General features: G+C 58.8%; 18 protein-coding genes and 2 pseudogenes. 5 read left to right on the forward strand and 15 right to left on the reverse strand.

The features are described 5' to 3' along the window. Positions 1–26: 26 nt before the first annotated feature. The 3 genes from JFT63_RS06545 to prfB all read right to left on the reverse strand — a co-directional run bounded on the left by JFT63_RS06545 (position 27) and on the right by prfB (position 3,506). Positions 27–743 (reverse strand): TetR/AcrR family transcriptional regulator, encoded by a 717-nt coding sequence (locus JFT63_RS06545; protein WP_082629591.1) that lies wholly within the window; start codon positions 741–743, stop codon positions 27–29. Positions 744–827: 84 nt separating this feature from the next. Beyond that, positions 828–2,330 carry a lysine--tRNA ligase gene (gene lysS, locus JFT63_RS06550; protein ID WP_057701341.1) on the reverse strand — a complete coding sequence of 501 codons (1,503 nt, stop codon included), beginning with the start codon at positions 2,328–2,330 and terminating at the stop codon, positions 828–830. Between the two features lie 80 nt (positions 2,331–2,410). Beyond that, a protein-coding gene (prfB, locus tag JFT63_RS06555) for a peptide chain release factor 2 (protein ID WP_098465888.1) occupies positions 2,411–3,506 on the reverse strand; the annotation gives its coding sequence in 2 pieces (ribosomal slippage) (positions 2,411–3,433 and positions 3,435–3,506; 1,095 coding nt in all). Between the two features lie 531 nt (positions 3,507–4,037). Here prfB and JFT63_RS06560 point away from each other — a divergent pair. From JFT63_RS06560 to JFT63_RS06570, 3 genes are all read left to right on the forward strand, one after another. After that, a complete protein-coding gene (locus tag JFT63_RS06560) occupies positions 4,038–6,302 on the forward strand; it encodes an S-type pyocin domain-containing protein (protein WP_198843627.1) in 2,265 nt (754 codons plus the stop codon). A gap of 2 nt (positions 6,303–6,304) precedes the next feature. Then, positions 6,305–6,556, forward strand: a complete 252-nt coding sequence (locus JFT63_RS06565) for a bacteriocin immunity protein (RefSeq protein WP_057701343.1) — start codon at positions 6,305–6,307, stop codon at positions 6,554–6,556. A gap of 219 nt (positions 6,557–6,775) precedes the next feature. Further along, positions 6,776–7,042: a bacteriocin immunity protein gene (locus tag JFT63_RS06570; protein ID WP_057701344.1), complete on the forward strand. Its 267-nt coding sequence runs from the start codon at positions 6,776–6,778 to the stop codon at positions 7,040–7,042. Between the two features lie 141 nt (positions 7,043–7,183). Here the strand turns inward: JFT63_RS06570 and JFT63_RS06575 are convergent. Further along, positions 7,184–7,333: pseudogene (locus JFT63_RS06575) on the reverse strand (diguanylate cyclase domain-containing protein); the annotation flags it as partial. A 50-nt stretch (positions 7,334–7,383) separates the two neighbouring features. Here JFT63_RS06575 and JFT63_RS06580 point away from each other — a divergent pair. After that, complete coding sequence (locus JFT63_RS06580; RefSeq protein WP_057701749.1) at positions 7,384–7,638, forward strand: bacteriocin immunity protein; 255 nt, start codon at positions 7,384–7,386, stop codon at positions 7,636–7,638. Positions 7,639–7,781: 143 nt separating this feature from the next. Here JFT63_RS06580 and JFT63_RS06585 read toward each other — a convergent pair whose 3' ends face one another. From JFT63_RS06585 to JFT63_RS06620, 8 genes and pseudogenes are all read right to left on the reverse strand, one after another. Continuing rightward, positions 7,782–8,783, reverse strand: a complete 1,002-nt coding sequence (locus JFT63_RS06585) for a response regulator (protein ID WP_057701345.1) — start codon at positions 8,781–8,783, stop codon at positions 7,782–7,784. A gap of 52 nt (positions 8,784–8,835) precedes the next feature. Continuing rightward, positions 8,836–9,846 carry a chemotaxis response regulator protein-glutamate methylesterase gene (locus JFT63_RS06590; RefSeq protein WP_198706793.1) on the reverse strand — a complete coding sequence of 337 codons (1,011 nt, stop codon included), beginning with the start codon at positions 9,844–9,846 and terminating at the stop codon, positions 8,836–8,838. Then, positions 9,843–12,122, reverse strand: a pseudogene (locus JFT63_RS06595) (hybrid sensor histidine kinase/response regulator). Before JFT63_RS06595 ends, JFT63_RS06590 begins: the two are co-directional and overlap by 4 nt. Beyond that, positions 12,119–12,820 (reverse strand): chemotaxis protein CheW, encoded by a 702-nt coding sequence (locus JFT63_RS06600; RefSeq protein ID WP_057701348.1) that lies wholly within the window; start codon positions 12,818–12,820, stop codon positions 12,119–12,121. The pseudogene JFT63_RS06595 and the gene JFT63_RS06600 overlap by 4 nt, the downstream one beginning before the upstream one ends. Next, positions 12,817–14,079, reverse strand: a complete 1,263-nt coding sequence (locus tag JFT63_RS06605) for a CheR family methyltransferase (RefSeq protein ID WP_198843628.1) — start codon at positions 14,077–14,079, stop codon at positions 12,817–12,819. Before JFT63_RS06605 ends, JFT63_RS06600 begins: the two co-directional genes overlap by 4 nt. Beyond that, entirely contained in the window at positions 14,076–14,588 is a 513-nt protein-coding gene (locus JFT63_RS06610; RefSeq protein ID WP_198843629.1) for a chemotaxis protein CheW, read from the reverse strand. Before JFT63_RS06610 ends, JFT63_RS06605 begins: the two co-directional genes overlap by 4 nt. Continuing rightward, complete coding sequence (locus JFT63_RS06615) at positions 14,588–16,210, reverse strand: methyl-accepting chemotaxis protein (RefSeq protein WP_198843630.1); 1,623 nt, start codon at positions 16,208–16,210, stop codon at positions 14,588–14,590. The genes JFT63_RS06610 and JFT63_RS06615 overlap by 1 nt, the downstream gene beginning before the upstream one ends. Before the next feature lie 544 nt (positions 16,211–16,754). Further along, positions 16,755–17,462 carry a tellurite resistance TerB family protein gene (locus JFT63_RS06620; protein ID WP_198843631.1) on the reverse strand — a complete coding sequence of 236 codons (708 nt, stop codon included), beginning with the start codon at positions 17,460–17,462 and terminating at the stop codon, positions 16,755–16,757. Between the two features lie 304 nt (positions 17,463–17,766). Between JFT63_RS06620 and JFT63_RS06625 the strand changes: the two genes are divergently transcribed. Next, on the forward strand, positions 17,767–19,392 hold the full coding sequence (locus JFT63_RS06625; RefSeq protein ID WP_198843632.1) for a glucan biosynthesis protein D: 1,626 nt from the start codon (positions 17,767–17,769) through the stop codon (positions 19,390–19,392). Between the two features lie 53 nt (positions 19,393–19,445). Here the strand turns inward: JFT63_RS06625 and JFT63_RS06630 are convergent, their stop codons facing one another. The 3 genes from JFT63_RS06630 to JFT63_RS06640 all read right to left on the reverse strand — a co-directional run bounded on the left by JFT63_RS06630 (position 19,446) and on the right by JFT63_RS06640 (position 23,155). Continuing rightward, positions 19,446–19,631: a hypothetical protein gene (locus JFT63_RS06630; protein ID WP_005785481.1), complete on the reverse strand. Its 186-nt coding sequence runs from the start codon at positions 19,629–19,631 to the stop codon at positions 19,446–19,448. A 303-nt stretch (positions 19,632–19,934) separates the two neighbouring features. Further along, on the reverse strand, positions 19,935–21,041 hold the full coding sequence (locus JFT63_RS06635) for an NADH:flavin oxidoreductase/NADH oxidase (protein ID WP_198843633.1): 1,107 nt from the start codon (positions 21,039–21,041) through the stop codon (positions 19,935–19,937). 212 nt (positions 21,042–21,253) lie between these two features. After that, positions 21,254–23,155, reverse strand: a complete 1,902-nt coding sequence (locus tag JFT63_RS06640) for a potassium transporter Kup (protein WP_057701355.1) — start codon at positions 23,153–23,155, stop codon at positions 21,254–21,256. Positions 23,156–23,175 lie beyond the last annotated feature (20 nt).

The following is a 23,175-nucleotide window of genomic DNA, read 5'->3' on the forward strand; positions in this document are numbered from 1 at the left end:
CCCTCTCAGGCTTTGCTCGAACGCTGTCAGACCGAGGCCAGTACCAGGTGCATGTAGCGCTTGAGGATTTCAAGCATCTCTTCACCGGTCAGAGGCTCTGCGCCGCCCAACAGGCCCTGATATTCCATCCGACTGATGATAGCCGTCAACACCTTGGCATCCTGCTGCGGCTCACGGGAGCCCAATACCTGGAAAAACTGCCCGGTGCCCTGCAACAGGATCTGTTGGTGGGAGCGTACCAGTTCGGCCAGGCGCGGGTTGAGCAGGGCTTCCTGGCGAAACGCCTGCTCGGCCATCAGGTATTCGCGGCGATTGGTCAGTTGGCGCAGCACGTAATCGGCGGTCAGCCGCGCGATGTCATCGGCCAGTTGCGAGCGCGACTGCGGGCTGCCGTCGCCATAGGCGACCATCTCGCGCAACAGGCCTTCGTTGCGCACCCACAGCTTGCCCATGAACGCGGCGCTTCGTTCCACGTACTGGGCGAAGGTGTCGGTGAGCAGGTCGTCGATGTCTTTGAAGTAATAGGTGGTGGCTGATAGCGGCACCCCCGCCTCTGCCGCCACTGCACGGTGACGGACCGCCCGCACGCCATCGCGCACGACAATACGCATGGCCGCATCGAGAATGTCTTGCCGGCGTTGCTCGCTGCCCCGTCGACTGGCCTTGCGGCCCTGGTACTGAACGCTTTCAGCCACGGCAGCAGCAATGCCGGCGGCACCTTCTTGAGCCATTACGCGGTTCACCACACTTCTTCCTTTAAAGGTGCCACTGGAATACGCCACATAAAAAAGCCGCCTTATAAAAGGCGGCTTCGGATTTCGCAACGGTTACGCTTGTGGCCGCATGTGCGGGAACAGGATCACATCGCGGATCGACGGCGAGTTGGTCAACAACATCACCAGGCGGTCGATGCCGATGCCTTCACCGGCGGTCGGCGGCATGCCGTATTCCAGGGCACGTACGAAGTCGGCGTCGTAGTGCATGGCTTCGTCATCACCGGCGTCCTTGTCGGCCACCTGGGCCATGAACCGCTCGGCCTGATCTTCCGCGTCGTTAAGCTCGGAGTAGGCGTTGGCGATTTCGCGACCGCCGATGAACAGCTCGAAACGGTCAGTGACGTTCGGGTTGTCGTCGTTGCGACGCGCCAGCGGCGACACTTCGAACGGGTACTGGGTAATGAAGTGCGGCTGTTCCAGCTTGTGCTCAACCAGCTCTTCGAAAATCATCACCTGCAATTTGCCCAGGCCTTCGAAGCCCAGCACCTTGGCGCCGGCTTTCTTGGCGATGGCACGAGCCTTGTCGATGTCATTCAGGTCGTCAGCGGTCAGCTCAGGGTTGTACTTGAGGATCGAGTCGAACACCGACAGACGCACGAACGGCTCGCCGAAGTGGAACACCTTGTCGCCGTACGGTACGTCGGTAGTGCCGAGAACAAGCTGCGCCAGCTCACGGAACAGTTCTTCAGTCAGGTCCATGTTGTCTTCGTAGTCGGCGTAGGCCTGGTAGAACTCCAACATGGTGAATTCAGGGTTGTGACGGGTCGAGACGCCTTCGTTGCGGAAGTTGCGGTTGATCTCGAACACCTTTTCAAACCCGCCGACCACCAGGCGCTTGAGGTACAGCTCCGGCGCGATACGCAGGAACATTTCCATGTCCAGCGCGTTGTGGTGGGTTTCGAACGGCTTGGCTGCGGCACCACCGGGGATGGTTTGCAGCATCGGCGTTTCCACTTCCAGGAAGTCACGCTGCATCAGGAAGCTGCGGATGTGGGCGATGACTTGGGAACGCACACGGAAGGTCTGGCGTACGTCTTCGTTGACGATCAGGTCAACGTAACGCTGACGATAGCGCTGCTCGGTGTCGGTCAGGCCGTGGTGCTTGTCCGGCAGCGGGCGCAGGGACTTGGTCAGCAGGCGCACGTTGGTCATCTCGACGTACAGGTCGCCCTTGCCGGAACGAGCCAGGGTGCCTTCGGCTGCGATGATGTCGCCCATGTCCCAGGTCTTCACCGAGGCCAGGGTTTCTTCCGAGAGGGTTTTACGGTTGACGTAGACCTGGATACGCCCGGTCATGTCCTGAATCACCATGAACGAGCCACGGTTGAGCATGATGCGACCTGCCACCTTGACCGGGATCGCCGCTTCTGCCAGCTCTTCCTTGGTCTTGTCCGCGTACTGTTTCTGCAAGGCATCGCAGTAGTTGTCGCGGCGGAAGTCGTTGGGGAAGGCGTTACCCTTGGCGCGCTCGGCAGCAAGCTTTTCCTTGCGCAGGGCGATCAGGGAGTTTTCTTCCTGTTGCAGGGCTTGCGGGTCGAGTTGTTGGTCGCTCATGTCTTTTGAAATTCCATCACAGGTACGTTTTCCCCAGCCTTCGGCTGGGGATCGCGAGCAAGCTCGCTCCTACAGGGGTGTTACAGGCCGGACTTCAGGCTGGCTTCCAGGTATTCGTCGATATCACCGTCGAGTACCTTGTCGCAGTCGCTGCGTTCGATGTTGGTGCGCAGATCCTTGATCCGCGAGGCATCCAGTACATACGAACGGATCTGATGACCCCAGCCGATATCCGACTTGGTGTCTTCCAGCGCCTGGGAAGCGGCGTTGCGCTTCTGCATTTCCTGCTCGTACAACTTGGCCCGCAGCATTTTCATGGCGGTGTCCTTGTTGGCGTGCTGGGAACGTTCGTTCTGGCAGCTGACCACGGTGTTGGTCGGTACGTGGGTGATACGTACAGCCGAGTCGGTGGTGTTTACGTGCTGACCACCAGCACCGGAGGAACGGTAGGTGTCGATGCGCAGGTCAGCCGGGTTGATCTCGATTTCCACCTTGTCGTCGATCTCTGGCGAGACGAACACGGCCGAGAACGAGGTGTGACGACGGTTGCCGGAGTCGAACGGGCTCTTGCGCACCAAGCGGTGCACGCCGATCTCGGTACGCAGCCAGCCAAAGGCGTATTCGCCCTTGATATGCACGGTCGCGCCCTTGATACCGGCGACTTCACCGGCGGACAGTTCCATGATGGTCGCATCGAAACCGCGTTTGTCGGCCCAGCGCAGGTACATGCGCAACAGGATGTTGGCCCAGTCCTGGGCCTCGGTGCCGCCGGAACCGGCCTGGATATCCAGGTAGGCGTTGTTCGGGTCCATTTCATGGCTGAACATGCGGCGGAATTCAAGCTTGGCGAGGTTTTCCTCAAGACGGGCCAGCTCGGCGACGACATCGCCCACTGCGCCTTCGTCATTCTCTTCGACAGCCATGTCCAGCAAGTCACGGCAGTCGGCCAGACCGGTGTTCAGCTCGTCGAGGGTGTCGACGATCTGCGCCAGCGCCGCGCGCTCGCGCCCCAGTTCCTGGGCGTATTCAGGTTTGTTCCAGACACTCGGATCTTCAAGCTCGCGATTGACCTCGGTCAGACGCTCATGCTTTTGATCGTAGTCAAAGATACCCCCGAATAGTTTCGGAGCGCTCGGACAGGTCCTTGATGGTGTTAAGGATCGGGTTGATTTCCATGGCGGGCAGCACTCGTTGGCGAACTTTTGAAAGCCGGCGAGTATAACGGCAAACGGCTGGAAACGGCAGCCCGCTTGGTCGATTCTGCCAAGACAGCGCTTCCCTCTCATCACGCTTGCTTCAGTGACAGACACGCGACCATCACAGCATTTCCTATAGGTTGACGATGCCGCGCGTTAGAAAACCCGACCTACTACTCGCTAAAACCAGACCGCTCATCTGTTTATACAAATAATTTGAAAATCCAAATCAGAGCCTGCCTAAAAGACCACAAACCAACCCACTCCAATAAAAACAAACAATTAGGTTGCTAGCCAAATCATCCCAAGACTCAAGTCACAAACATACAAGAATATAAATACATCAGTTTCAGAACCATCTTACAAAGCCTCCTACACGCATAAAATCAAATCAAAACGCCATCAGTTTTTTCTTTCCTCCTTCTCAAATAAGTTCGATCAAAGCGCCTGAGCTTTTTCTTCAGGACGCAGAAACTTCTAACGATCACTCTCACAAAAATGGAGAGGCCCTATGGCACAACAAGGGTGGCAGCCAGGACAACCTTTAGAACTCAAACCGACGATAATTACCGCCGGGAGACGAAACACTTATTGGGGTGGTGAAGGCGGAGGCTACGTAGGAAGTGGAGATGGCTGGGGCCTTCAAGAAGGGCCACGTCGAGGTGAAGGAGACCGTAGCCGCTTCAAGCAGTTTGATTTCCCTAGCACCACCGCCGATTTCATTGGAGAGCAAAAGTACAATCAATCCTTGATTGACGCGGAGTACAGCGCACGGTTCGCAACCCTCACTACTGAAACTGAAGGCGAACTCGCAGAGAAACAGCAAGCCGCGAAAGCTTCACAGGCACTCACAGAGACAGCCTCAGCCATTCTCGATCAAAAAATCGCATTTGAAATCATCGACGCGAAAAAATCCAAATACGCCAGTACTGCACCACTCATCTATGGGCTCTATGATCAAAGCCCTTTTTACCTGATGGAAAACTTAACTTATACAAAGCTACGTGAAACACTTGCCTCTTCTGACCCGATAAACAATCTGGGCGATGCCTACACACTTTACGACAACGTCTGGAGGGCCGCACAAGAACTCAAGGCTCTCTCGCTCTCCATAGACATTCTGACTAAAAAACTTTCAGGGTTGGCAAAGGCTCGGCAAACACTGGAGGCCAATTTAGCCGAACATGATCCTGGCTGGGCAAATTTACACAATGAGTATCTGAAGGCCATTGCCGATGAGTTGGAAATTCAGGTGCAGTTGCTGCCGGAATACCTGCAGGTGGAACTCGCCTCTCTTGCCGGTTCGGTCGTTGGATTGACACCCGACCAGACCCTCATGCTTTACAAAAACACGCTGGACAAAATGATCGAAGAAACGATGGCTGCGATCAAACCTATTGACCCACCGTTAGCCATAAACCGGAACGGGTTGATGATTTACTATCCCGCAGCCAACCCACAGGTTACACCGCCACTGAGCAAACCCGAGCTTGAGGGACTCAAACAGCTTATTTATCTGCAGCAGAACACCGCTCTTGGGGTGAGATGGCTCAGCCGCCATGATTATGTGCTGAAGTCAGAGTCCGCGCGGTTTCTTGCCAACGCCTCCAATGCAATCAGCGACCTCGCAGAACGTGCGCAGCAGGTAGCAACGGCCCAAGCGCGTATTGAAGCGGTACGAGTAGCCAATACCTATCGACTGTCGGGCACTGCTTCTGCGACTCAAGCGATAGTCATGACCTCAGTCGGGACTATCGCTACAGCAGAAGGGATTACCATCACGCTGCAAGCTGCCATTCGGTCAGCAGTGGCCGCATTGACGGAGTTGGTCGCAAGCACGGCAGGCGGCTTACTTGTCGGTGTTTCAGCTCTGGTCTATTCACCCAAGCTTGCAAACGGAGAACTGGCGGAGCGTTACGCACTCGGTACCCCGGTTTCAACGTTTTTGCCAGACGTCAACGAGTCAACGCTCACCACCGCACTCAATGGCACAATCGACCTGCCAGTGCGAATGAGTTCAAAGACGGCGGAGGATGGACGCTCCGAAGTGTTTGTGGTCATTGCCGACGGTACAAGCGTGCCTTCCAAGGTCAAGGTGGTTGCCGCGACCTACGATTCAGCGCGGAAGGTGTACACCGTCACGACAAGTGACGTCCCACCCAGGACGTTGGTCTGGACACCTATCGTTGCCCCCGGGGATAGCTCAACAACTCTGCCCGTTGACCAGCCTGAACCGCCTGTTTACGTTGGAGCTACGGTGACGCCGGTTGCTGGCAGAGTTGATTCGTTTCCAGGAGTCCGTGAGTCACGTTTTGATGACTTTATAACCGTATTCCCTATAGATTCCGGGTTGCCTCCTATCTATGTGATGTTCAGGGATAGGCGGGAGGATCCGGGAGTTGCTACCGGGATGGGCCAACCTGTGTTTGGCAACTGGCTTGGAACAGCGACCACAGACGACGGCGCCCCCATTCCATCGCAAATCGCTGATCAGTTGAGAGGCCAGCAGTTTAAAAATTTCAAGGCATTTCGTGAGGCTTTCTGGAAAGCAGTGTCTACAGATTCAGAGTTGGCTCAGCATTTTGCACCTAGTGAGTTAGCCACCATGAAAAATGGACGTTCGCCGATTGTTAAAAAAAGTGAAGCAGTGGGTAAACGGATACGGTTTGAGCTTCATCATAAAAAATATGTGTCTACTGACGGTGAAGTATACGGCATCGACAATATCGTGATTCTAACGCCAAAAAAGCATATCGACATTCACAGAGGTTCCTAAAAATGGGCACATTAATGAGCGAGATGACGGAGCGTGAGTTTTTAAACTTGGTTGTGAAAATCTATAACGACGACTACGCCACAGAAAAAGAGCACACCGATGCAATTTTAAAATTTGAAGCGTTAACCGAACACCCTTCTGGTTCAGATCTAATATTTTATCCGGAGCCTGAAAAAGATGGACCTGAATTTGTAGTAAAAGAAGTTAAAGAGTGGCGCGCGAATAATGGCAAGCCTGGTTTCAGAATTGAATAACGCCGTCCTATCACCTGCCATCGTTTCCACAACGATGGCAGACTTCTTATTTCACTCAACAAGTCAACGGTAACCTCGGCAGTCAACAGCACAATCGACCTGCCGATTCGAATGAGTTCGAAGACGGCTGCCGATGGGCGGTCAGAATCATAATGCTGAAAATCTACACCTACTAACCCCTAAACGTCACATGGAACTTCACAATAAAGGAGCCGAACAATGAAACTCAAACAAAGCTTTTCCGAGTATACAAAAGATGAGTTCCTACTACTCATGCAAGAAATACTCAAGGAAAACACCGCTCCAACCGATGAGCGACTAGATGAGCTTTTACAACACTTCGAGTTAATCACTGAACACCCGGCAGGAACAGATCTTATTTATTACGCCGCATCTGACGCAGAAAGTACAATTGAAGCTATAACTGAAAAAATTGAAACCTGGCGCGCCACCAATAACAAGCCTGGATTTAAGGTTGAACCATAATAAATACGGCCATTAAACTGATATTAAGAGCGGCGTTTTTACTCAACGCGCCTAAGTTTTTTACTAAACCATGAAAAACTCTGAAGTTTAAATATGTGAGGGGCCACCCTCCCACATTTGAATTGGTATACAGCCCTCAGATCATTCGATACCAACCTGATTACGCCCATTATGCTTGGCCGTGTACAGTCCCTCGTCCGCCGCCATGATCAATTGCCGGCAGTCCGTACCCTGGACCAGCGTCAACGTCGACAGCCCAATACTGATGGTCAGGCTGGCACCTTCAGCCGGGGCTGATGCTCCAAAACTTAACAAGCGTATTCACGGCAAAGGTAATTAAGATGAAAATATCAATTTCCGAGTACACAGAAAGCGAGTTTTTAAGCTTTGTAATCTCTCTTTGTGACAGCAGCGTTCGCACCGAAGAAGAAGACATTGAAATGGTTTTCGAGTTTGAACGCCTGACGGAGCACCCGGACGGAGCAGATCTAATCTACTACCCAAGAGATGACAGAGAGGACAGCCCAGAAGGCATTGTAAAAGAGGTCAAAGAGTGGCGGGCGAATAATGGCAAGTCTGGATTCAGAATAGAATAACGCCGCCCTGCCCCCTGCCATCGGCTCTACAACGATGGCAGATTTCTTAGCTCAAAAACTTTCATATGTAATCAATTTGGATGAGTACGAAACTCAGGAGTGCAAGGGGGAAGCCCCCCTCTCACATTAGAATTGGCCTCTAATTACTCGATACCAACCTGATTACGCCCATTATGCTTGGCCGTGTACAAGCCCTTGTCCGCCGCCATGATCAACTGCCGGCAGTCCGTACCTTGGACCGGCGTCAATGTCGACAGCCCAATACTGATGGTCAGGCTGGCACCTTCAGCCGGGGCTATGTGCGGGATTTTCAACGCCGCCACCGCCATGCGCAGTTTTTCTGCCACCAGGCGCGCACCGCCCGGCGAGGTGTTGGGCAGGACCAGCGCAAACTCTTCACCACCATAGCGCGCCGGCAAGTCCGAAGGGCGACTGCTGGCATCGCGAATGGTGGCGGCGACTTTGCGCAAGGCTTCGTCGCCCTCGACGTGGCCGAAGCTGTCGTTGTAGGTCTTGAAGAAATCCACATCGATCATCAACAGCGACAGTTGGGTCTGGTCACGCATGGCGCGGCGCCATTCCAGCTCCAGGTATTCGTCGAAGTGGCGGCGGTTGGACAGCCCGGTCAGGCCGTCGGAGTTCATCAGGCGTTGTAGCACCAGGTTGGTATCGAGCAGCTGTTGCTGGCTGACGCGCAGTGCACGGTAGGCCGCGTCGCGCTGCAACAGGGTCATGTAGGAGCGCGAGTGATAGCGGATACGTGCCACCAGTTCGATGTTGTCCGGCAGTTTGACCAGGTAATCGTTGGCCCCGGCCGCAAAGGCCGCGCTCTTGATCAGCGGGTCTTCCTTGGTGGACAGCACGATGATCGGGATATTCGCGGTCGCCGGGTGATTGCGGTATTCACGCACCAGGGTCAGGCCATCAAGCCCGGGCATCACCAGGTCCTGCAGAATCACCGTCGGCTTGATGCGGATCGCCTGGGCAATCGCCTGGTGCGGGTCGGCGCAAAAGTGGAAGTCGATGTTTTCTTCATGGGCCAAGCCGCGCCGCACGGCTTCGCCGATCATGGCCTGATCGTCGACCAGCAGCACCATAGCGGCGTTCTCATCGGTCTTGAAGTCGTCGAGCTGTAAATCATTCATGTGCAGTCACCTGAATTACTACCTGCAAGCCAGCACGGCGGGAGATTTTTGATCATTTTGCAAAGACCTCCAGCAATCGGGGCGCAATTCTATCCAGTGGGCGAATTTCAACAGCAGCATCAATCGCCGCCGCCGCTTTGGGCATGCCGTACACCGCCGAGCTCTGCTGATCCTGGGCGATGGTCAAATATCCTTGTTCGCGCATTAACTTGAGGCCCTGGGCCCCGTCGCGTCCCATGCCGGTCAGTAGTACGCCGACGGCGTCACCGTTCCAGTAACTGGCGACGCTTTCGAAAAACACGTCGATGGAGGGTCGGTAAATCTCGTTCACCGGCTCTGCGGTATAGGCTAGCGTGCCATTTTTCAACAAGCGAATATGGTGGTTGGTGCCAGCCAGCAATACTACCCCGGCCTGAGGCGGCTCGCCCTCACAAGCCAGGCGCACCGGCAAGCCTGAGGCGCTGCTCAGCCATTCGGCCATGCCGGCGGCGAACACCTGGTCCACATGCTGCACCAGCACGATGGCTGCGGGAAAATCCCGTGGCAAGCCCTTGAGCAGAACCTCCAGGGCCGCCGGCCCACCAGCCGAAGAACCAATGGCCACCAGCCGTTGACGCTTGCCGGTGACCCGCTGCGGCGGGGTTTCGGCACGCACCCGCGTGCCGCGCTGGCCGATCAACCAGCCGATATTGAGGATCTTGCGCAGCAGCGGTGCCGCTGCATCCTTGGGGTTGCCCACGCCCAGCGCCGGGGTATCCACCACATCCAGCGCTCCGTGCCCCATGGCTTCAAATACGCGGCTGACGTTGGCCTGGCGGTCGACAGTGACGATCACAATCGGGCAAGGCGTGTCGGCCATGATCTGCCGGGTGGCCTCCACACCGTCCATCACCGGCATGATCAGGTCCATCAGGATCAGGTCCGGAGTCAGTTCGGCACAGCGCCGCACCGCTTCCAGGCCATTGCTGGCCACCCAAACCACCTCGTGGGCGGGCTCAAAGCTCACGGCGCGGCGCAAGGCTTCTACCGCCAGGGGCATGTCATTGACGATCGCAATCCTCATGCCCGGGCGCCTCCAATCAGCTCAACCACGGCGTCGAGCAAGGCGTCGTCATGGAAACTGGCTTTGGCTAGATAATAGTCGGCTCCGGCGTCGAGGCCACGGCGGCGGTCTTCTTCACGATCCTTGTAGGAAACCACCATCACCGGCAACGATTGCAGGCGACTGTCACGGCGCAAAAGTGTGACCAATTCAATACCGTCCATGCGAGGCATATCAATATCAGTGATAAGCAGGTCGAAGTCCTCGGAGCGCAATGCGTTCCAGCCATCCATGCCATCGACCGCAACAGCGACTTCATAACCGCGATTGAGTAATAGTTTGCGTTGCAGCTCGCGTACCGTCAGCGAGTCGTCCACCACCAGCACGCGCTTGCGCGGCGCTTCGGTGGCCTGCTGGCTGCGCCGGGCGATACGTTCCAGGCGGCCGGTGTTGAGCAATTTGTCCACCGAACGCAGCATGTCTTCGACATCGACAATCAATACCACCGAGCCATCATCGAGCAAGGCCCCAGCAGAAATGTCCTGGACCTTGCCCAGGCGATCATCCAGCGGCAACACCACCAGGGTGCGCTCGCCGATAAAACGCTCTACGGCAATCCCGTACACGGCATCGCGCTCGCGGATCACCACCACTTTCAAGGTATCTGACGGGGTCTGCCCCGGCGGGCGCTGCAGCAACTGGCTGGCGGCAACCAGGCCAACATGCCGACCCTCATGCCAGAAGTGCTGGCGGCCTTCCAACTGCACGATGTCGTCGGGGGCCAGGTCGCACATGCGTTCGATATGCGCCAAGGGAAAGGCATAGGCTTCTTCGCCGACTGCCACCACCAGGCTGCGCACCACCGACAAGGTCAACGGCACTTCCAGATGGAAGCGACTACCCTGCCCCGCCGTCTGCTCCAGCACCACCGCGCCACGCAATTGGCGGACCATATGCTGCACCGCATCCAGGCCAACACCACGGCCGGACACCTCGGTGACCTTGTCGCGCAGACTGAACCCCGGCAGGAACAGGAAGGTCAGCAGCTCCTCTTCGCTCAGGCGCAGGGCCGTTTCCACCGGCGACAAATTCCGATCGACAATGGTGCCGCGCAGGCGCTCCAGGTCGACACCGTTGCCGTCGTCGCTCAACTCCAGCACCAGCAACCCGGCCTGATGGGATGCGCGCAGGCGGATCAGGCCTTCCGCCGGTTTGCCTGCCAGTACACGCTGCTCGGGCATTTCGATGCCGTGGTCGACGGCATTGCGCAGTAAATGCGTGAGCGGTGCTTCGAGCTTTTCCAATACGTCTCGATCGACCTGGGTTTTTTCGCCCTCGATTTCCAGGCGCACTTGCTTGCCCAGGCTGCGACCGAGGTCACGCACCATGCGCACCTGCCCCGCCAGTACGTCGGCAAACGGTCGCATGCGGCAGGCCAGCGCGGTGTCGTAGAGCACCTGGGCGCGCTGGCCGGCCTGCCAGGCGTACTCGTCCAGTTCGGCGTTTTTATCCGCCAGCAGCGTCTGGGCTTCGCTCAACAAGCGGCGTGTATCGGCCAGGGCTTCCTGAGTCTCAAGATTCAAATCCAGGTGCTTGAGGTGACCGTCCAGAGCGTCGAGGGCGCGCAGGCTGTTACTTTGAATGCGCTTGAGGCGTTGCATACTGGCCAGGTGAGGTTTGAGCCGCTGGGTTTCCACCAGGGATTTGCTCGACAGGTCCAACAGGCTGTTCAAGCGCTCGGCGGTGACCCGCAGCACACGCTAGCCCCCCTCGGTCATGCGCTTGTTCTGGCGCGGCGGTTCACTGCTGACAGGCGGTACAAGTTCTGGCTCTTGCGGCAACTCCTCAACGAAAGGCGCCGGGGCAGGCTCGGGCTCAAGTTTGGGCGCGGGTATGGCGGGAGCCTGCGCCGGGTCGAGCAAACGCTCCATCAACGCCACGTACGCCTGGATATCCACCGGCCCCACACTGTTGCCTGGCGTGGCGATACGCATCAGCAGGTCAGTGCCTTGCAGCAACGCATCGATATGTTCGGGTTGCAGGTACAGGCGGCCTTCCTGGGCGCTGACCAGGCAATCCTCCATGACATGGGCCACGCTGACCCCGGCATCCACCCCAACAATCCGCGCCGCGCCCTTGAGCGAATGTGCGGCACGCATACAGGCTTCGAGTTGATCCGCCTGGGTCGGGTTACGCTCCAGCGCCAGCAGGCCCGTGCTCAATACCTGGGTTTGCGCATCGGCCTCCAGGCTGAACAGTTCCAACAGCGAGGCATCACGCATCTGGTCGGGGGTCATGCGAGGCTCCGGGTCACGGCGGACAACAATTGCGCTTCGTCCAACCAGCGCAGGCTGCGGCCTTTGAACTGCAACACACCTTGGGTATAGCGTGCGCTGGCCTGGGTACCGGAAGCCGACGCCGCGTTCAAGGTGCGCTCATCGATGGCGTGGATACCATCCACTTCATCCACCGGCACGACCACTGGGCCGTCCTGGGCGGCGATGATCAACATACGCGGCATGATGCGCCCGCCTGAGGGCGCGCTGCTGGTGCTGTCCAGGCCCAGCAATTCCACCAGCGACAGGCACGCCACCAGCGCGCCCCGCACGTTGGCAACCCCCAGAAGCGCACGGGAACGCTGGTGCGGCAAGGAGTGGATCGGTTGCAATGGCGCCACTTCCACCAGGCAGCGGGTGGCAATACCAAGCCATTCTTCACCGAGGCGGAACATCAACAGCGAACGGGTGACCACCTCGCTATCCGCTTCGGCGGCGGCCTGCGGGCGCTGATCATCCTGCTGCAGGGCATAGCGGTCGAGCAGGCGCGTAGCGGAGGCGGAATACACCGAGCAGTTGCGGCAATGGATGTGCTCGACCAGCAATGGGCAGGACCTGTCGCCATGAATGCCGATACGGTTCCAACAGTCGTCGATGGCTTGGGTATCGGTCAGCGTCAGGTCCAGGCCTGCGGTGTCGAGCGCGTCAGGGCTGTTCATCGTTCGGACTCACTGTGTGCTCGCTCGCTACGGGCGGCGCGAGCCTGTAGCCGGCGCGCCCCCGCACTGTCGCCCTGAGACTCGAGTAACGCGGCCAGGTGCATCAAGGCCTGCGCATGCTGCGGTTCCAGGTACAAGGCTTTTCGGTAGTACCCCTGGGCCTCCAGGGCGCTGCCGGCCACATCGCTGAGCAGACCCAACCAGTAAAACACCTGGGCAACCGGCGGGTGGCTGCTTAAATAACGCTCACAGGCGGCCCGGGCTTCGGCACTTTTGCCTTCATTGGCCAGGGTGGCGATCTGACCGAGCAAATCCGCCGCGTCGCTGTGGGGCACCTTGACCGGCGCCACTTGAGTGCTGACCGTACTGACCGTGCTGAACGGACGCGGCTTGCGGGGTATCGGTGCCGTGCTGCGCTGCGGTATTGGCGCCGGCGTCGGCACGAACACCGGCGCCGCCTGCTCAACGTGCCGACTGAAGGCAAAGGATTGCGGCACGCCAATCGAACGCATGCCATGACGCCCCAGCAGGCTGCCCTCGGCCGGGCCGATAAACAGCACACCGTCTACGTGCGTCAGCTCCTTGAGTACATCGAAAACTTGCTTCTGGGTTGGCTGGTCAAAGTAGATCAACAGGTTGCGGCAGAACACAAAATCGTAGGTTGGCTCGTTGGCCAGCAGTGTCGGGTCCAGCAAGTTGCCCACTTGCAGACGCACTTGCTCGCGCACGCGGTCGGCGATGCGGTAACCGCCGGTTTCTTCAGTGAAGTGGCGGTCGCGAAACTCAAGATCGGCACCGCGAAACGAGTTCTTGCCGTACACGCCGCGCTGGGCACGTTCCACCGACAGCGGGCTGACGTCCATCCCCTGCACCTTGAACTGATGAGGCGCCAGGCCTGCATCCAACAAGGCCATGGCAATCGAATAGGGTTCTTCACCCGTCGAACACGGCAGGCTGAGAATGCGCAGCGCGCGCATCTGCTTGATCTCGGCCAGGCGCAGTTGGGCCAGGCGGGCCAAGGTTGCGAAGGACTCGGGGTAGCGAAAAAACCAGGTCTCGGGAACGATCACCGCTTCGATCAGCGCCTGCTGCTCGTCGTGGGAATGTTGCAACAGCTGCCAGTAATCCTGCGTCGACTGCGCCTGGGAGGACTGGCAGCGCTGGCGCACCGCACGCTCGATGATCGCCTCGCCCACCGAGGCAACGTCCAGGCCGATGCGTTCTTTCAAGAACGCCGAAAAACGCGGGTCACTGCTCATAGGCTCAACTCGGCGGAAAACAGCAAGGCACGTACTTCAGCGGTCAGCAACTCGGCGACGCCAATCCATTGCATCAAGCCCTGGGCATCCTCGCGTACCGGCCCCAGGTAGGGGGCCTGCTGGTTGTCCACGCCATAAGGCTGGAACTCGGCGGGGTCGCAACGCAGGGTGTCGGTGGCCTGCTCCAGGATCAGCCCCAGCCAACGCGCTTCACTCCAGGGCTGCGGCTGGTAGTTGACCAACACCAGCCGCGTGCTGGTGCGGGCCTGGGCCGAGGTGCCGAACGTCAGGGCACTCACATCGATTACCGGCACCAGTGCGCCGCGATGGGCAAAGATCCCCGCCACCCACAGGGGCGCATGGGCGATGGGTTTGAGCGGCAGACGCGGCAACACCTCCGCCACTTCGGTGGCCTTGAGAGCAAAGCGTTCGGTACCGATGCAGAACACCAGGAACAATGCTTTTTTCGCTGCCGGGACGGCGACGCGTTTAGCCGCGAGGTCGCTCATCAGACTTTGAAACGCGACACGCCGCTGCGCAGACCCACTGCGACCTGGCTCAGTTCATCAATGGCAAAGCTGGCCTGGCGCAGGGATTCGACGGTCTGGCTGCTGGCATCGCCCAATTGCACCAGCGCGTGGTTGATCTGTTCAGCGCCGGTGGCCTGAGCCTGCATCCCTTCGTTGACCATCAACACCCGCGGCGCCAAGGCCTGAACCTGATGGATGATCTGCGACAGTTGCTCGCCCACTTGCTGCACTTCGGACATGCCCCGGCGGACTTCCTCGGAGAACTTGTCCATGCCCATTACGCCCGCCGACACTGCTGACTGAATCTCACGCACCATTTGCTCGATGTCGTAGGTCGCCACGGCAGTCTGGTCGGCCAGGCGGCGCACTTCGGTGGCCACCACGGCAAATCCGCGTCCGTATTCACCGGCTTTCTCCGCTTCGATGGCGGCGTTGAGCGACAACAGGTTGGTCTGGTCGGCCACCTTGACGATGGTGACCACCACCTGATTGATGTTGCCGGCCTTCTCATTGAGGATCGCCAGCTTGGCGTTGACCAGGTCGGCGGCGCCCATCACCGAGTGCATGGTCTCTTCCATGCGTGCCAGGCCCTGCTGGCCGGAACCGGCGGCCACCGAAGCCTGATCGGCGGCGGTGGACACTTCGGTCATGGTGCGCACCAGGTCTTTGGACGTGGCCGCAATTTCACGGGAGGTGGCGCCGATTTCGGTGGTGGTAGCTGCTGTTTCAGTGGCGGTGGCCTGCTGCTGCTTGGAGGTCGCGGCAATCTCGGTGACCGAGGTGGTAACCTGCACCGACGAACGCTGCGCCTGGGACACCAGGGCAGTCAGCTCGGTCATCATGTCATTGAAGCCGGTTTCGACCGCGTTGAATTCGTCCTTGCGCTCCAGGTTCAGGCGCTTGCTCAGGTCGCCGGTGCGCATGACTTCCAGGATCTGCACGATACGTTGCATCGGCGCCATGATCGCGCGCATCAGCAATAGGCCGCACAGCGCTGCGGCGAGAATCGCCAGCAGCAGCGAGACACCCATGCTGACCTTCGCCGCCGCTACAGCATCATCGATGGCTGCGGTGGCGTTGTCGGCGACCTGTTTGTTCTCATTGATGATGTCGTTGAGCTTCATGCGGCCTGCGGTCCAGGCGGGGGTCAGTTGCTCGTTGAACAGCCTCAGTGCCTCGGTCGGGTTGTTACTCTGATGAGCCGCCAGGACTTGGGCAAGAATAGCGTTGTAGTTCTGGTGCAGTTTTTCGAAGGCATCGAACTCGGTGCGATCCTGGGTGATATTGATCGTGCTCGCGTAACTGGCCATGTGCTGCTCAAGCCGCGCTTCGAATGCCTTGTAGTCCTGCCTGTCTTCGTCGGAAATGCCCTGGTTTTCGTGGATCCCTACCAGTTCCTGGGTTTGCAGGTAGCTGTCGACCCAGGCGCTGCGGATCATCGAGCTGAAAAACACGCCGGGAACAGCGTCGTCGCGCACGGAGTTTTCGCTGGCTTCGATCTTCAGCAGGCGTGAATAAGAGAGCACTACCATCAGCAGCATGATGGCGATGATTACCGCAAAGCTCGCCAAAATCCTTTGGCGCAGGGTCCAGTTCTTCACAGTAATTCCTCGCAGGGGCATTCAAATGGAGGGGAGTATAGCTGAGCGGATGCTCGGGTTTATCAACGCTTTTGAGGGAGGGGCCACAGAATGCATAAGTGGGATGGGGGCATCTGCAGCTATAGGGATCTAACTGAGGGGGCGTGGAGCAGATGTGGGAGGGGGCTTGCTCCCGATGAGACCGAGTACATATCCGTTATTTGGGTAACGGCTGCTATGGGTTCCGCTTTTACAGCGGGTCACTTTTGGAAAAGAGCCCCAAAAGTAACCAAAAGGGCTCTTGCCCCACCACTCGGCACCTCGCCTGGGCTCGGTGTGCCCGTAATTCGCCATGAATTTGGGGGGCCGCCGCCACGCGCCATCCATGGCGCGGGGCGGCTAAACCGGCGTCCCTGCCGGTTTACCCCCCAAATCCCTGTCGAATTCCGGCCAGCGTGGTTTAACGGGGCGCCTGAGATCAAGATCAAAAGCAGATCAAGAGCAAGAGCAAGAGCGGCTCGCTTCGCATCGTTGTTAGCGGGTAGAGCTGCGTCGATAGCCTTACTTATGCGTTGAGCCGCACTTGCTTTTCCAGCTCCAGCTTTAAACCGGGTTCAAGTTTCAGTTGGCGCGCCAGTTCGTCCAGGTAGGCTTTTTCCATGAAGTTTTCCTCATCCACCAGCATTACGCTGGCGATGTACATTTCGGCGGCCATTTCCGGAGTGCTGGCGGCGCGGGCAACATCGGTGGGGTCCAGGGGTTTGTTGAGTTCGGCGTGCAGCCAGTGTTGCAGCTCCTGGTCGTTGTCCAGCTTGGTGAATTCGCCTTCGATCAACCCGCGCTCGCGCTCATCCACATGGCCGTCTGCCTTGGCCGCTGCAACGAGTGCCTTGAGGATGCCCTGGCTGTGTTGTTCGACCTGGGCCGGTGGCAGGCGGTCGATGGTTTGTGGCTCGGCTTGCGGGGCTCTGGCTTGCTGGGCTTGCCAGTTGCCGTAGGCTTTGTAGGCAATCACGCCTAATGCAGCCAGGCCGCCGTAGGTCAGGGCCTTGCCGCCGAATTTGCGCGCTTTTTTGTTGCCCAGCAGCAAGCCCATGGCTCCTGCCGCCAGGGCACCACCGCCGGCACCGCCGAGCATGCTGCCCAGCCCGCTGCCGCCGAGCAAACCGCCAAGGGCGCTTTTGTCGTTGGATTTGCGTTGGCCGCCTGCCTTGTTTTGCAACATATCCTGGCCAGACTTGAGCAACTGATCGAGCAATCCGCGGGTATTCATTCGTAGCCTCCAGACACTTGGGTTCATAGGACCAATAGGCCCCAAGCGTAAGACTAAGTGCCAAAAAGCCGTGATCTAGAGTGCTTCCAGATGTAACGCTGACCTGCCAAGCGGGAAATGTCTTGTTGCACATGCAGAGCCATCATCCCGCCATCAATCAATTTGCCTTGTTCATCGAACCGCTTAAGCTATCCGGCGTCTGTTTAATGTCCGTTGCGTTTGGCCGAAGGCATGTCCGAACCGTTATTTCTGATCCGTTACGTGCCAGGAACGGCGCGGGATTTGCTCACGACAGGTTGTCTCTATGCACCGCAGGAATTTGCTCAAAGCATCCATGGCCATTGCGGCTTACACAGGGTTGTCGGCCAGTGGCCTGCTGGCCGCGCAGGCTTGGGCCGGGAACCGTGCCGCCGATGGCAAGGCCGTGGCGTTCGATTTCGAATCGCTCAAGGCGCAAGCCAAGCAACTGGCCACCCGTGGCTATCAGGACACTAAGCAGGTGCTGCCGCCCACCCTGGCCAACATGACCCCGCAGAATTTCAATGCCATTGGTTATGACGCCAACCATTCGTTGTGGAAGGAGCTGAACGGCCAACTGGACGTGCAGTTCTTCCATGTCGGCATGGGCTTCAAGACGCCGGTGCGCATGCACAGTGTCGATCCCAAGACCCGGGAGGCCCGCGAAGTGCACTTCCGCCCTTCGCTGTTCAACTACGAAAAAACCACGGTGGACACCCAGCAACTGACCGGTGACCTGGGTTTTTCCGGTTTCAAGCTGTTCAAGGCGCCGGAGCTGGACCGCCATGACGTGCTGTCGTTTCTCGGCGCCAGCTACTTTCGCGCGGTGGATTCCACCGGCCAATATGGCCTGTCGGCCCGTGGCCTGGCGATTGATACCTACGCGAAAAAACGCGAGGAGTTCCCAGACTTTACGCAGTTCTGGTTCGAGACTCCCGACAAGAATGCCACCCGGTTTGTGGTCTACGCCCTGCTCGACTCGCCAAGCGCAACCGGCGCCTACCGCTTCGATATCGACTGCCAGGCCAACCAGGTGGTGATGGCAATCGACGCCCACATCAATGCACGCACCGCCATCGAACAATTGGGCATCGCCCCAATGACCAGCATGTTCAGCTGCGGCACCCATGAGCGGCGCATGTGCGACACCATCCACCCGCAAATCCACGACTCGGACCGCCTGGCCATGTGGCGCGGCAACGGCGAGTGGGTCTGCCGCCCACTGAACAACCCGGCCAAGCTGCAATTCAACGCGTTTGCCGACACCGACCCCAAAGGCTTCGGCCTGGTGCAAACCGACCATGAATTCGCCAGCTACCAGGACACCGTTGACTGGTACAGCAAGCGCCCAAGCCTGTGGGTTGAACCTACCACTGCGTGGGGCGAAGGCTCGATCGATCTGTTGGAAATCCCTACCACCGGCGAAACCCTGGACAATATCGTCGCCTTCTGGACCCCGAAAAAGCCCGTCGCCGCCGGTGACTCGCTCAACTATGGCTACAAGTTGTACTGGAGCGCACTGCCACCGGTGAGCACGCCGTTGGCGCAGGTCGACGCGACCCGCTCAGGCATGGGTGGTTTTACCGAAGGCTGGGCACCCGGCGAGCATTACCCGAAGGTGTGGGCGCGGCGTTTCGCCGTAGATTTCAAGGGCGGCGGCCTGGATCGCTTGCCGGCGGGCACCGGCATCGAGCCGGTGGTGACCTGTTCCCAGGGTGAGGTGAAGGATTTCAGCGTGCTGGTGCTGGATAACATCAAGGGCTATCGCATCCTGTTCGACTGGTACCCCACCAGCGACAGCGTGGAGCCGGTTGAACTGCGTCTGTTTATTCGGACCCAGGACCGCACTCTGAGCGAAACCTGGCTCTATCAGTACTTCCCGCCTGCACCGGAGCAGCGCAAGTACACCTGAAATTAACCGCCTGATCATTCCCACGCCGCAGCGTGGGAATGATCACAGGTGGCTTAGAACCGCGACACGCTTTTCATCGCGCCAATCAGATACCGCATCGCCACCTGATCGCTCTCGGTCAGCGCCCGGTATTGGGCCAGCAACTCCATTTCATCCGAACTCAACCTTCGACCCCGCAAGGACATCCGGCGGCTCAGAAAAGACGCCATCGCACCCGCTACGCCATAGGATTTGGCCATGGACCACTACTCCTGCTATCAGTCAAATACTCCTGGTGCCCATTTCCAAACTCCCCGAAGTACAACGCTTTCGTGGACAAACAGCCTGCCTCCCTGGGCCAGGAACCAGGCTCACCCTAAGCTTAGAAACTATCTCGTCACACGTGGGATTTTTTTAGAGTATTCACTTAAAAAAATAGCTTCGGTAATAAAAACCTACAGCCATTACTCACGTGATAGCCGGTGTCGGCTGCGGAACGCCTACAACGCGAGCATGAAAAAACCCACCGTATCAGGGTGGGTTTGGCACAGAGGTGAGTAGGGTCAATCGCGCAGATCCGACTCATGGATCGGCTGGTCCCGGTGGGTTGCCCGCTGGTACTGCGCCGGCCAGATAGCTTTGCGCCCGCCCAGGTCATCGTCGGCATGCAACGGCCAGTACGGGTCGCGCAGCAGTTCACGGGCCAGGAAGATGATGTCGGCCTGGCAGGTACGCAGGATGTGCTCGGCCTGGGCCGGTTCGGTAATCATGCCGACCGTGCCGGTGGCAATGCCCGACTCCTTGCGCACGCGCTCGGCGAAGCGGGTCTGGTAGCCGGGGCCGGTGGGAATCTCGGCGTTGGCAGCGGTGCCGCCGGAAGATACATCGATCAGGTCAACGCCCAAATCTTTCAGGCGGCGCGCCAGTTCCACGGTTTCATCCGGGTTCCAGCCATCTTCTACCCAGTCGGTGGCCGATACCCGCACAAACAGCGGCAATTCCTGTGGCCAGGCGGCCCGCACGGCCTTGGTTACTTCCAGCACCAGGCGAATGCGGTTTTCGAACGAGCCACCGTAGTGGTCCTGACGCTGGTTGCTGATGGGCGAAAGAAACTGATGCAGCAGGTAGCCATGGGCGGCGTGGATTTCCACCACTTCAAAACCTGCGGTCAAGGCGCGCTTGGCGGCGGCGACAAAGTCGGCGATCACTTGTTCGATCTGCCCTTCGTCCAATTGCTTGGGCTGGGTGTGATTGGGGTCAAACGCAATTGGCGAAGGGCCCACCGGCACCCAGCCGCCCTCCTCCGGCTTGACGCTGCCATGCTTGCCGATCCAGGGCCGGTGGGTGCTGGCCTTGCGTCCGGCGTGGGCCAGTTGAATACCCGCCACCGCGCCCTGGGCCGCGATAAAGCGCGTGATGCGCTGCAGCGGTTCGATCTGGGCGTCGTTCCACAGGCCCAGGTCCTGGGCGGTGATACGCCCATCAGCCGTCACGGCGGTGGCCTCGGTGAAAATCAGCCCGGCACCGCCCACAGCTCGGCTGCCGAGATGCACCAGGTGCCAGTCATTGGCCAGGCCGTCATCGCTGGAATATTGGCACATCGGCGAGACCGCGATGCGATTGGGCAGGGTCAATTGGCGCAGGGTATAAGGTTCGAGCAGCTGACTCATGGCGCACCTCTTGTGGGTTTCATAAGCATTTGTGTAGGAGCGAGCTTGCTCGCGAAGGCCGCACAGGCGCAGCGTTTAACCAGGATTAACGCGTTATCGTTGACGTTTTTCGCGAGCAAGCTCGCTCCTACCAGCCTAGTCGACAACCATCGATTGCACAGGGTTCAGAAAGGAAAGCGGGAGCCGATTGCCGGCTCCCGATATGCAGCGCCTTACATTTCGACCTGAGTGCCCAGCTCGATCACACGGTTTACCGGCAACTTGAAGAACCGCAGGTTACCGTTGGCATTCTTCAACATGAAGGCAAACAAGGTTTCGCGCCAGCGCGCCATACCCTTGATGCGCGAGGCAATAACGGTCTCGCGGCTGAGGAAATAGGTGGTGCGCATCGGGCTGAAATCCAGGTCATCCAGATGGCACAGCTTCAGTGCTTCGGGCACGTCCGGCTCATCGGTGAAGCCGAAGTGCAGGATCACGCGAAAGAAGCCTTCGCCGTAGGAATCCACCTCGAAACGCCGTGCGGCAGGCACCCGTGGAATGTCTTCGTAGACCACCGTCAATAGCACCACTTGCTCATGCAGCACCTGGTTGTGCAGCAGGTTATGCAACAGGGCGTGGGGCACCGCATCCGGGCGCGCGGTGAGGAACACCGCCGTACCCTGTACGCGATGGGGCGGCTGCACGCGAATGCTGCCGATAAAGATCGGCAACGGCAGCCCACCCTCGTCGAGGCGCTCGACCAGCAATTGCTTGCCGCGCTTCCAGGTGGTCATCAACACGAACAACACGATCCCCGCCAGCACAGGGAACGCGCCGCCCTGGATCACCTTGGGCACGTTGGCGGCGAAGAACAGACCATCCACCAGCAAGCAGCAGAGCAACACCGGCACTGCCAGCACCGGCGGCCACTTCCACAACAACAGCATGACCGCCGACACCAAAATAGTGGTCATCAGCATGGTGCCGGTCACCGCTACACCGTAGGCCGAGGCCAGAGCGCCGGAGGACTCGAAACCCAGCACCAGCAGGATCACGCCCACCATCAGCGACCAGTTCACGGCGCCGATGTAGATCTGGCCCTGCTCGGCACTCGAAGTGTGCTGGATATGCATACGTGGGATGTAACCCAGCTGGATCGCCTGGCGGGTCAACGAGAACGCACCGGAGATCACCGCCTGGGACGCGATCACGGTCGCCAGGGTGGACAAGCCCACCAGCGGGATCAGCGCCCAGCTCGGCGCCAGCAGGTAAAACGGGTTGCGCGCGGCCTCCGGATCGCCCAGCAGCATCGCGCCCTGGCCGAAATAGTTGAGCACCAGCGCCGGCAGCACCAGGATGAACCAGGCACGGGCAATGGGTTTGCGCCCGAAGTGGCCCATGTCGGCGTACAGCGCTTCGGCGCCGGTCAAGGCCAGCACCACCGCGCCCAGAATCGCCACGCCGATGCCGGGGTGAACCATAAAGAAGCGCACGCCCCATGCAGGGTTGAGTGCGTTCAATACTTCGGGCTGCTGCAAGATGCCATACACCCCCAGACCGCCCAGCACCAGGAACCAGGTGACCATCACCGGGCCGAACAACTTGCCGATACGATCGGTGCCGTGCTTCTGGATCAGAAACAGCGCCACCAGCACGATCAACGCAATGGGCACGACCCATTTTTCCAGGCCGTCGAACGCCAGCTCCAGGCCTTCGATGGCCGACAATACCGAAATCGCCGGGGTGATCATGCTGTCGCCATAAAAGAGCGCCGCGCCACACAGGCCGCACACCACCAGGAAACTGCGCAATTTTGCACGCTCCCCGGCGGCCCGCCGCGCCAACGCGGTGAGCGCCATAATCCCGCCCTCGCCCTGGTTGTCGGCACGTAGCACGAACAACATGTACTTGATCGACACCACCCAGATCAGCGACCAGAAGATCAGCGCCAAAATCCCCAGAACACCGTCATGGTTGACCTGCACGCCATAACCGCCGTTGAACACCTCTTTAAGGGTGTAGAGCGGGCTGGTCCCGATATCGCCATAAACCACCCCGACCGCCGCCACCAGCATGCCAATCGGCTTGGCGTTGGAATGCTCGGCACCTGCTGCCTGACTACTTGCCTGACCCATCAACCACTCCTGCCCTTTGA

The sequence above is a fragment of the Pseudomonas sp. MF7453 genome (genome assembly GCF_016405455.1).
Taxonomy (GTDB): Bacteria; Pseudomonadota; Gammaproteobacteria; order Pseudomonadales; family Pseudomonadaceae; genus Aquipseudomonas; species Aquipseudomonas paralactis.

Coding starts and splice junctions, on each gene's coding strand:
- JFT63_RS06565 (WP_057701343.1), top strand. CDS start 6,305: ATGGGCACATTAATGAGCGAGATGACGGAGCGTGAGTTTTTAAACTTG.
- JFT63_RS06585 (WP_057701345.1), bottom strand. CDS start 8,783: ATGAATGATTTACAGCTCGACGACTTCAAGACCGATGAGAACGCCGCT.
- JFT63_RS06610 (WP_198843629.1), bottom strand. CDS start 14,588: ATGAGCGACCTCGCGGCTAAACGCGTCGCCGTCCCGGCAGCGAAAAAA.
- JFT63_RS06560 (WP_198843627.1), top strand. CDS start 4,038: ATGGCACAACAAGGGTGGCAGCCAGGACAACCTTTAGAACTCAAACCG.
- JFT63_RS06630 (WP_005785481.1), bottom strand. CDS start 19,631: ATGGCCAAATCCTATGGCGTAGCGGGTGCGATGGCGTCTTTTCTGAGC.
- JFT63_RS06590 (WP_198706793.1), bottom strand. CDS start 9,846: ATGAGGATTGCGATCGTCAATGACATGCCCCTGGCGGTAGAAGCCTTG.
- JFT63_RS06570 (WP_057701344.1), top strand. CDS start 6,776: ATGAAACTCAAACAAAGCTTTTCCGAGTATACAAAAGATGAGTTCCTA.
- JFT63_RS06640 (WP_057701355.1), bottom strand. CDS start 23,155: ATGGGTCAGGCAAGTAGTCAGGCAGCAGGTGCCGAGCATTCCAACGCC.
- JFT63_RS06625 (WP_198843632.1), top strand. CDS start 17,767: ATGCACCGCAGGAATTTGCTCAAAGCATCCATGGCCATTGCGGCTTAC.
- JFT63_RS06635 (WP_198843633.1), bottom strand. CDS start 21,041: ATGAGTCAGCTGCTCGAACCTTATACCCTGCGCCAATTGACCCTGCCC.
- JFT63_RS06605 (WP_198843628.1), bottom strand. CDS start 14,079: ATGAGCAGTGACCCGCGTTTTTCGGCGTTCTTGAAAGAACGCATCGGC.
- JFT63_RS06600 (WP_057701348.1), bottom strand. CDS start 12,820: ATGAACAGCCCTGACGCGCTCGACACCGCAGGCCTGGACCTGACGCTG.
- JFT63_RS06580 (WP_057701749.1), top strand. CDS start 7,384: ATGAAAATATCAATTTCCGAGTACACAGAAAGCGAGTTTTTAAGCTTT.
- lysS (WP_057701341.1), bottom strand. CDS start 2,330: ATGAGCGACCAACAACTCGACCCGCAAGCCCTGCAACAGGAAGAAAAC.
- JFT63_RS06620 (WP_198843631.1), bottom strand. CDS start 17,462: ATGAATACCCGCGGATTGCTCGATCAGTTGCTCAAGTCTGGCCAGGAT.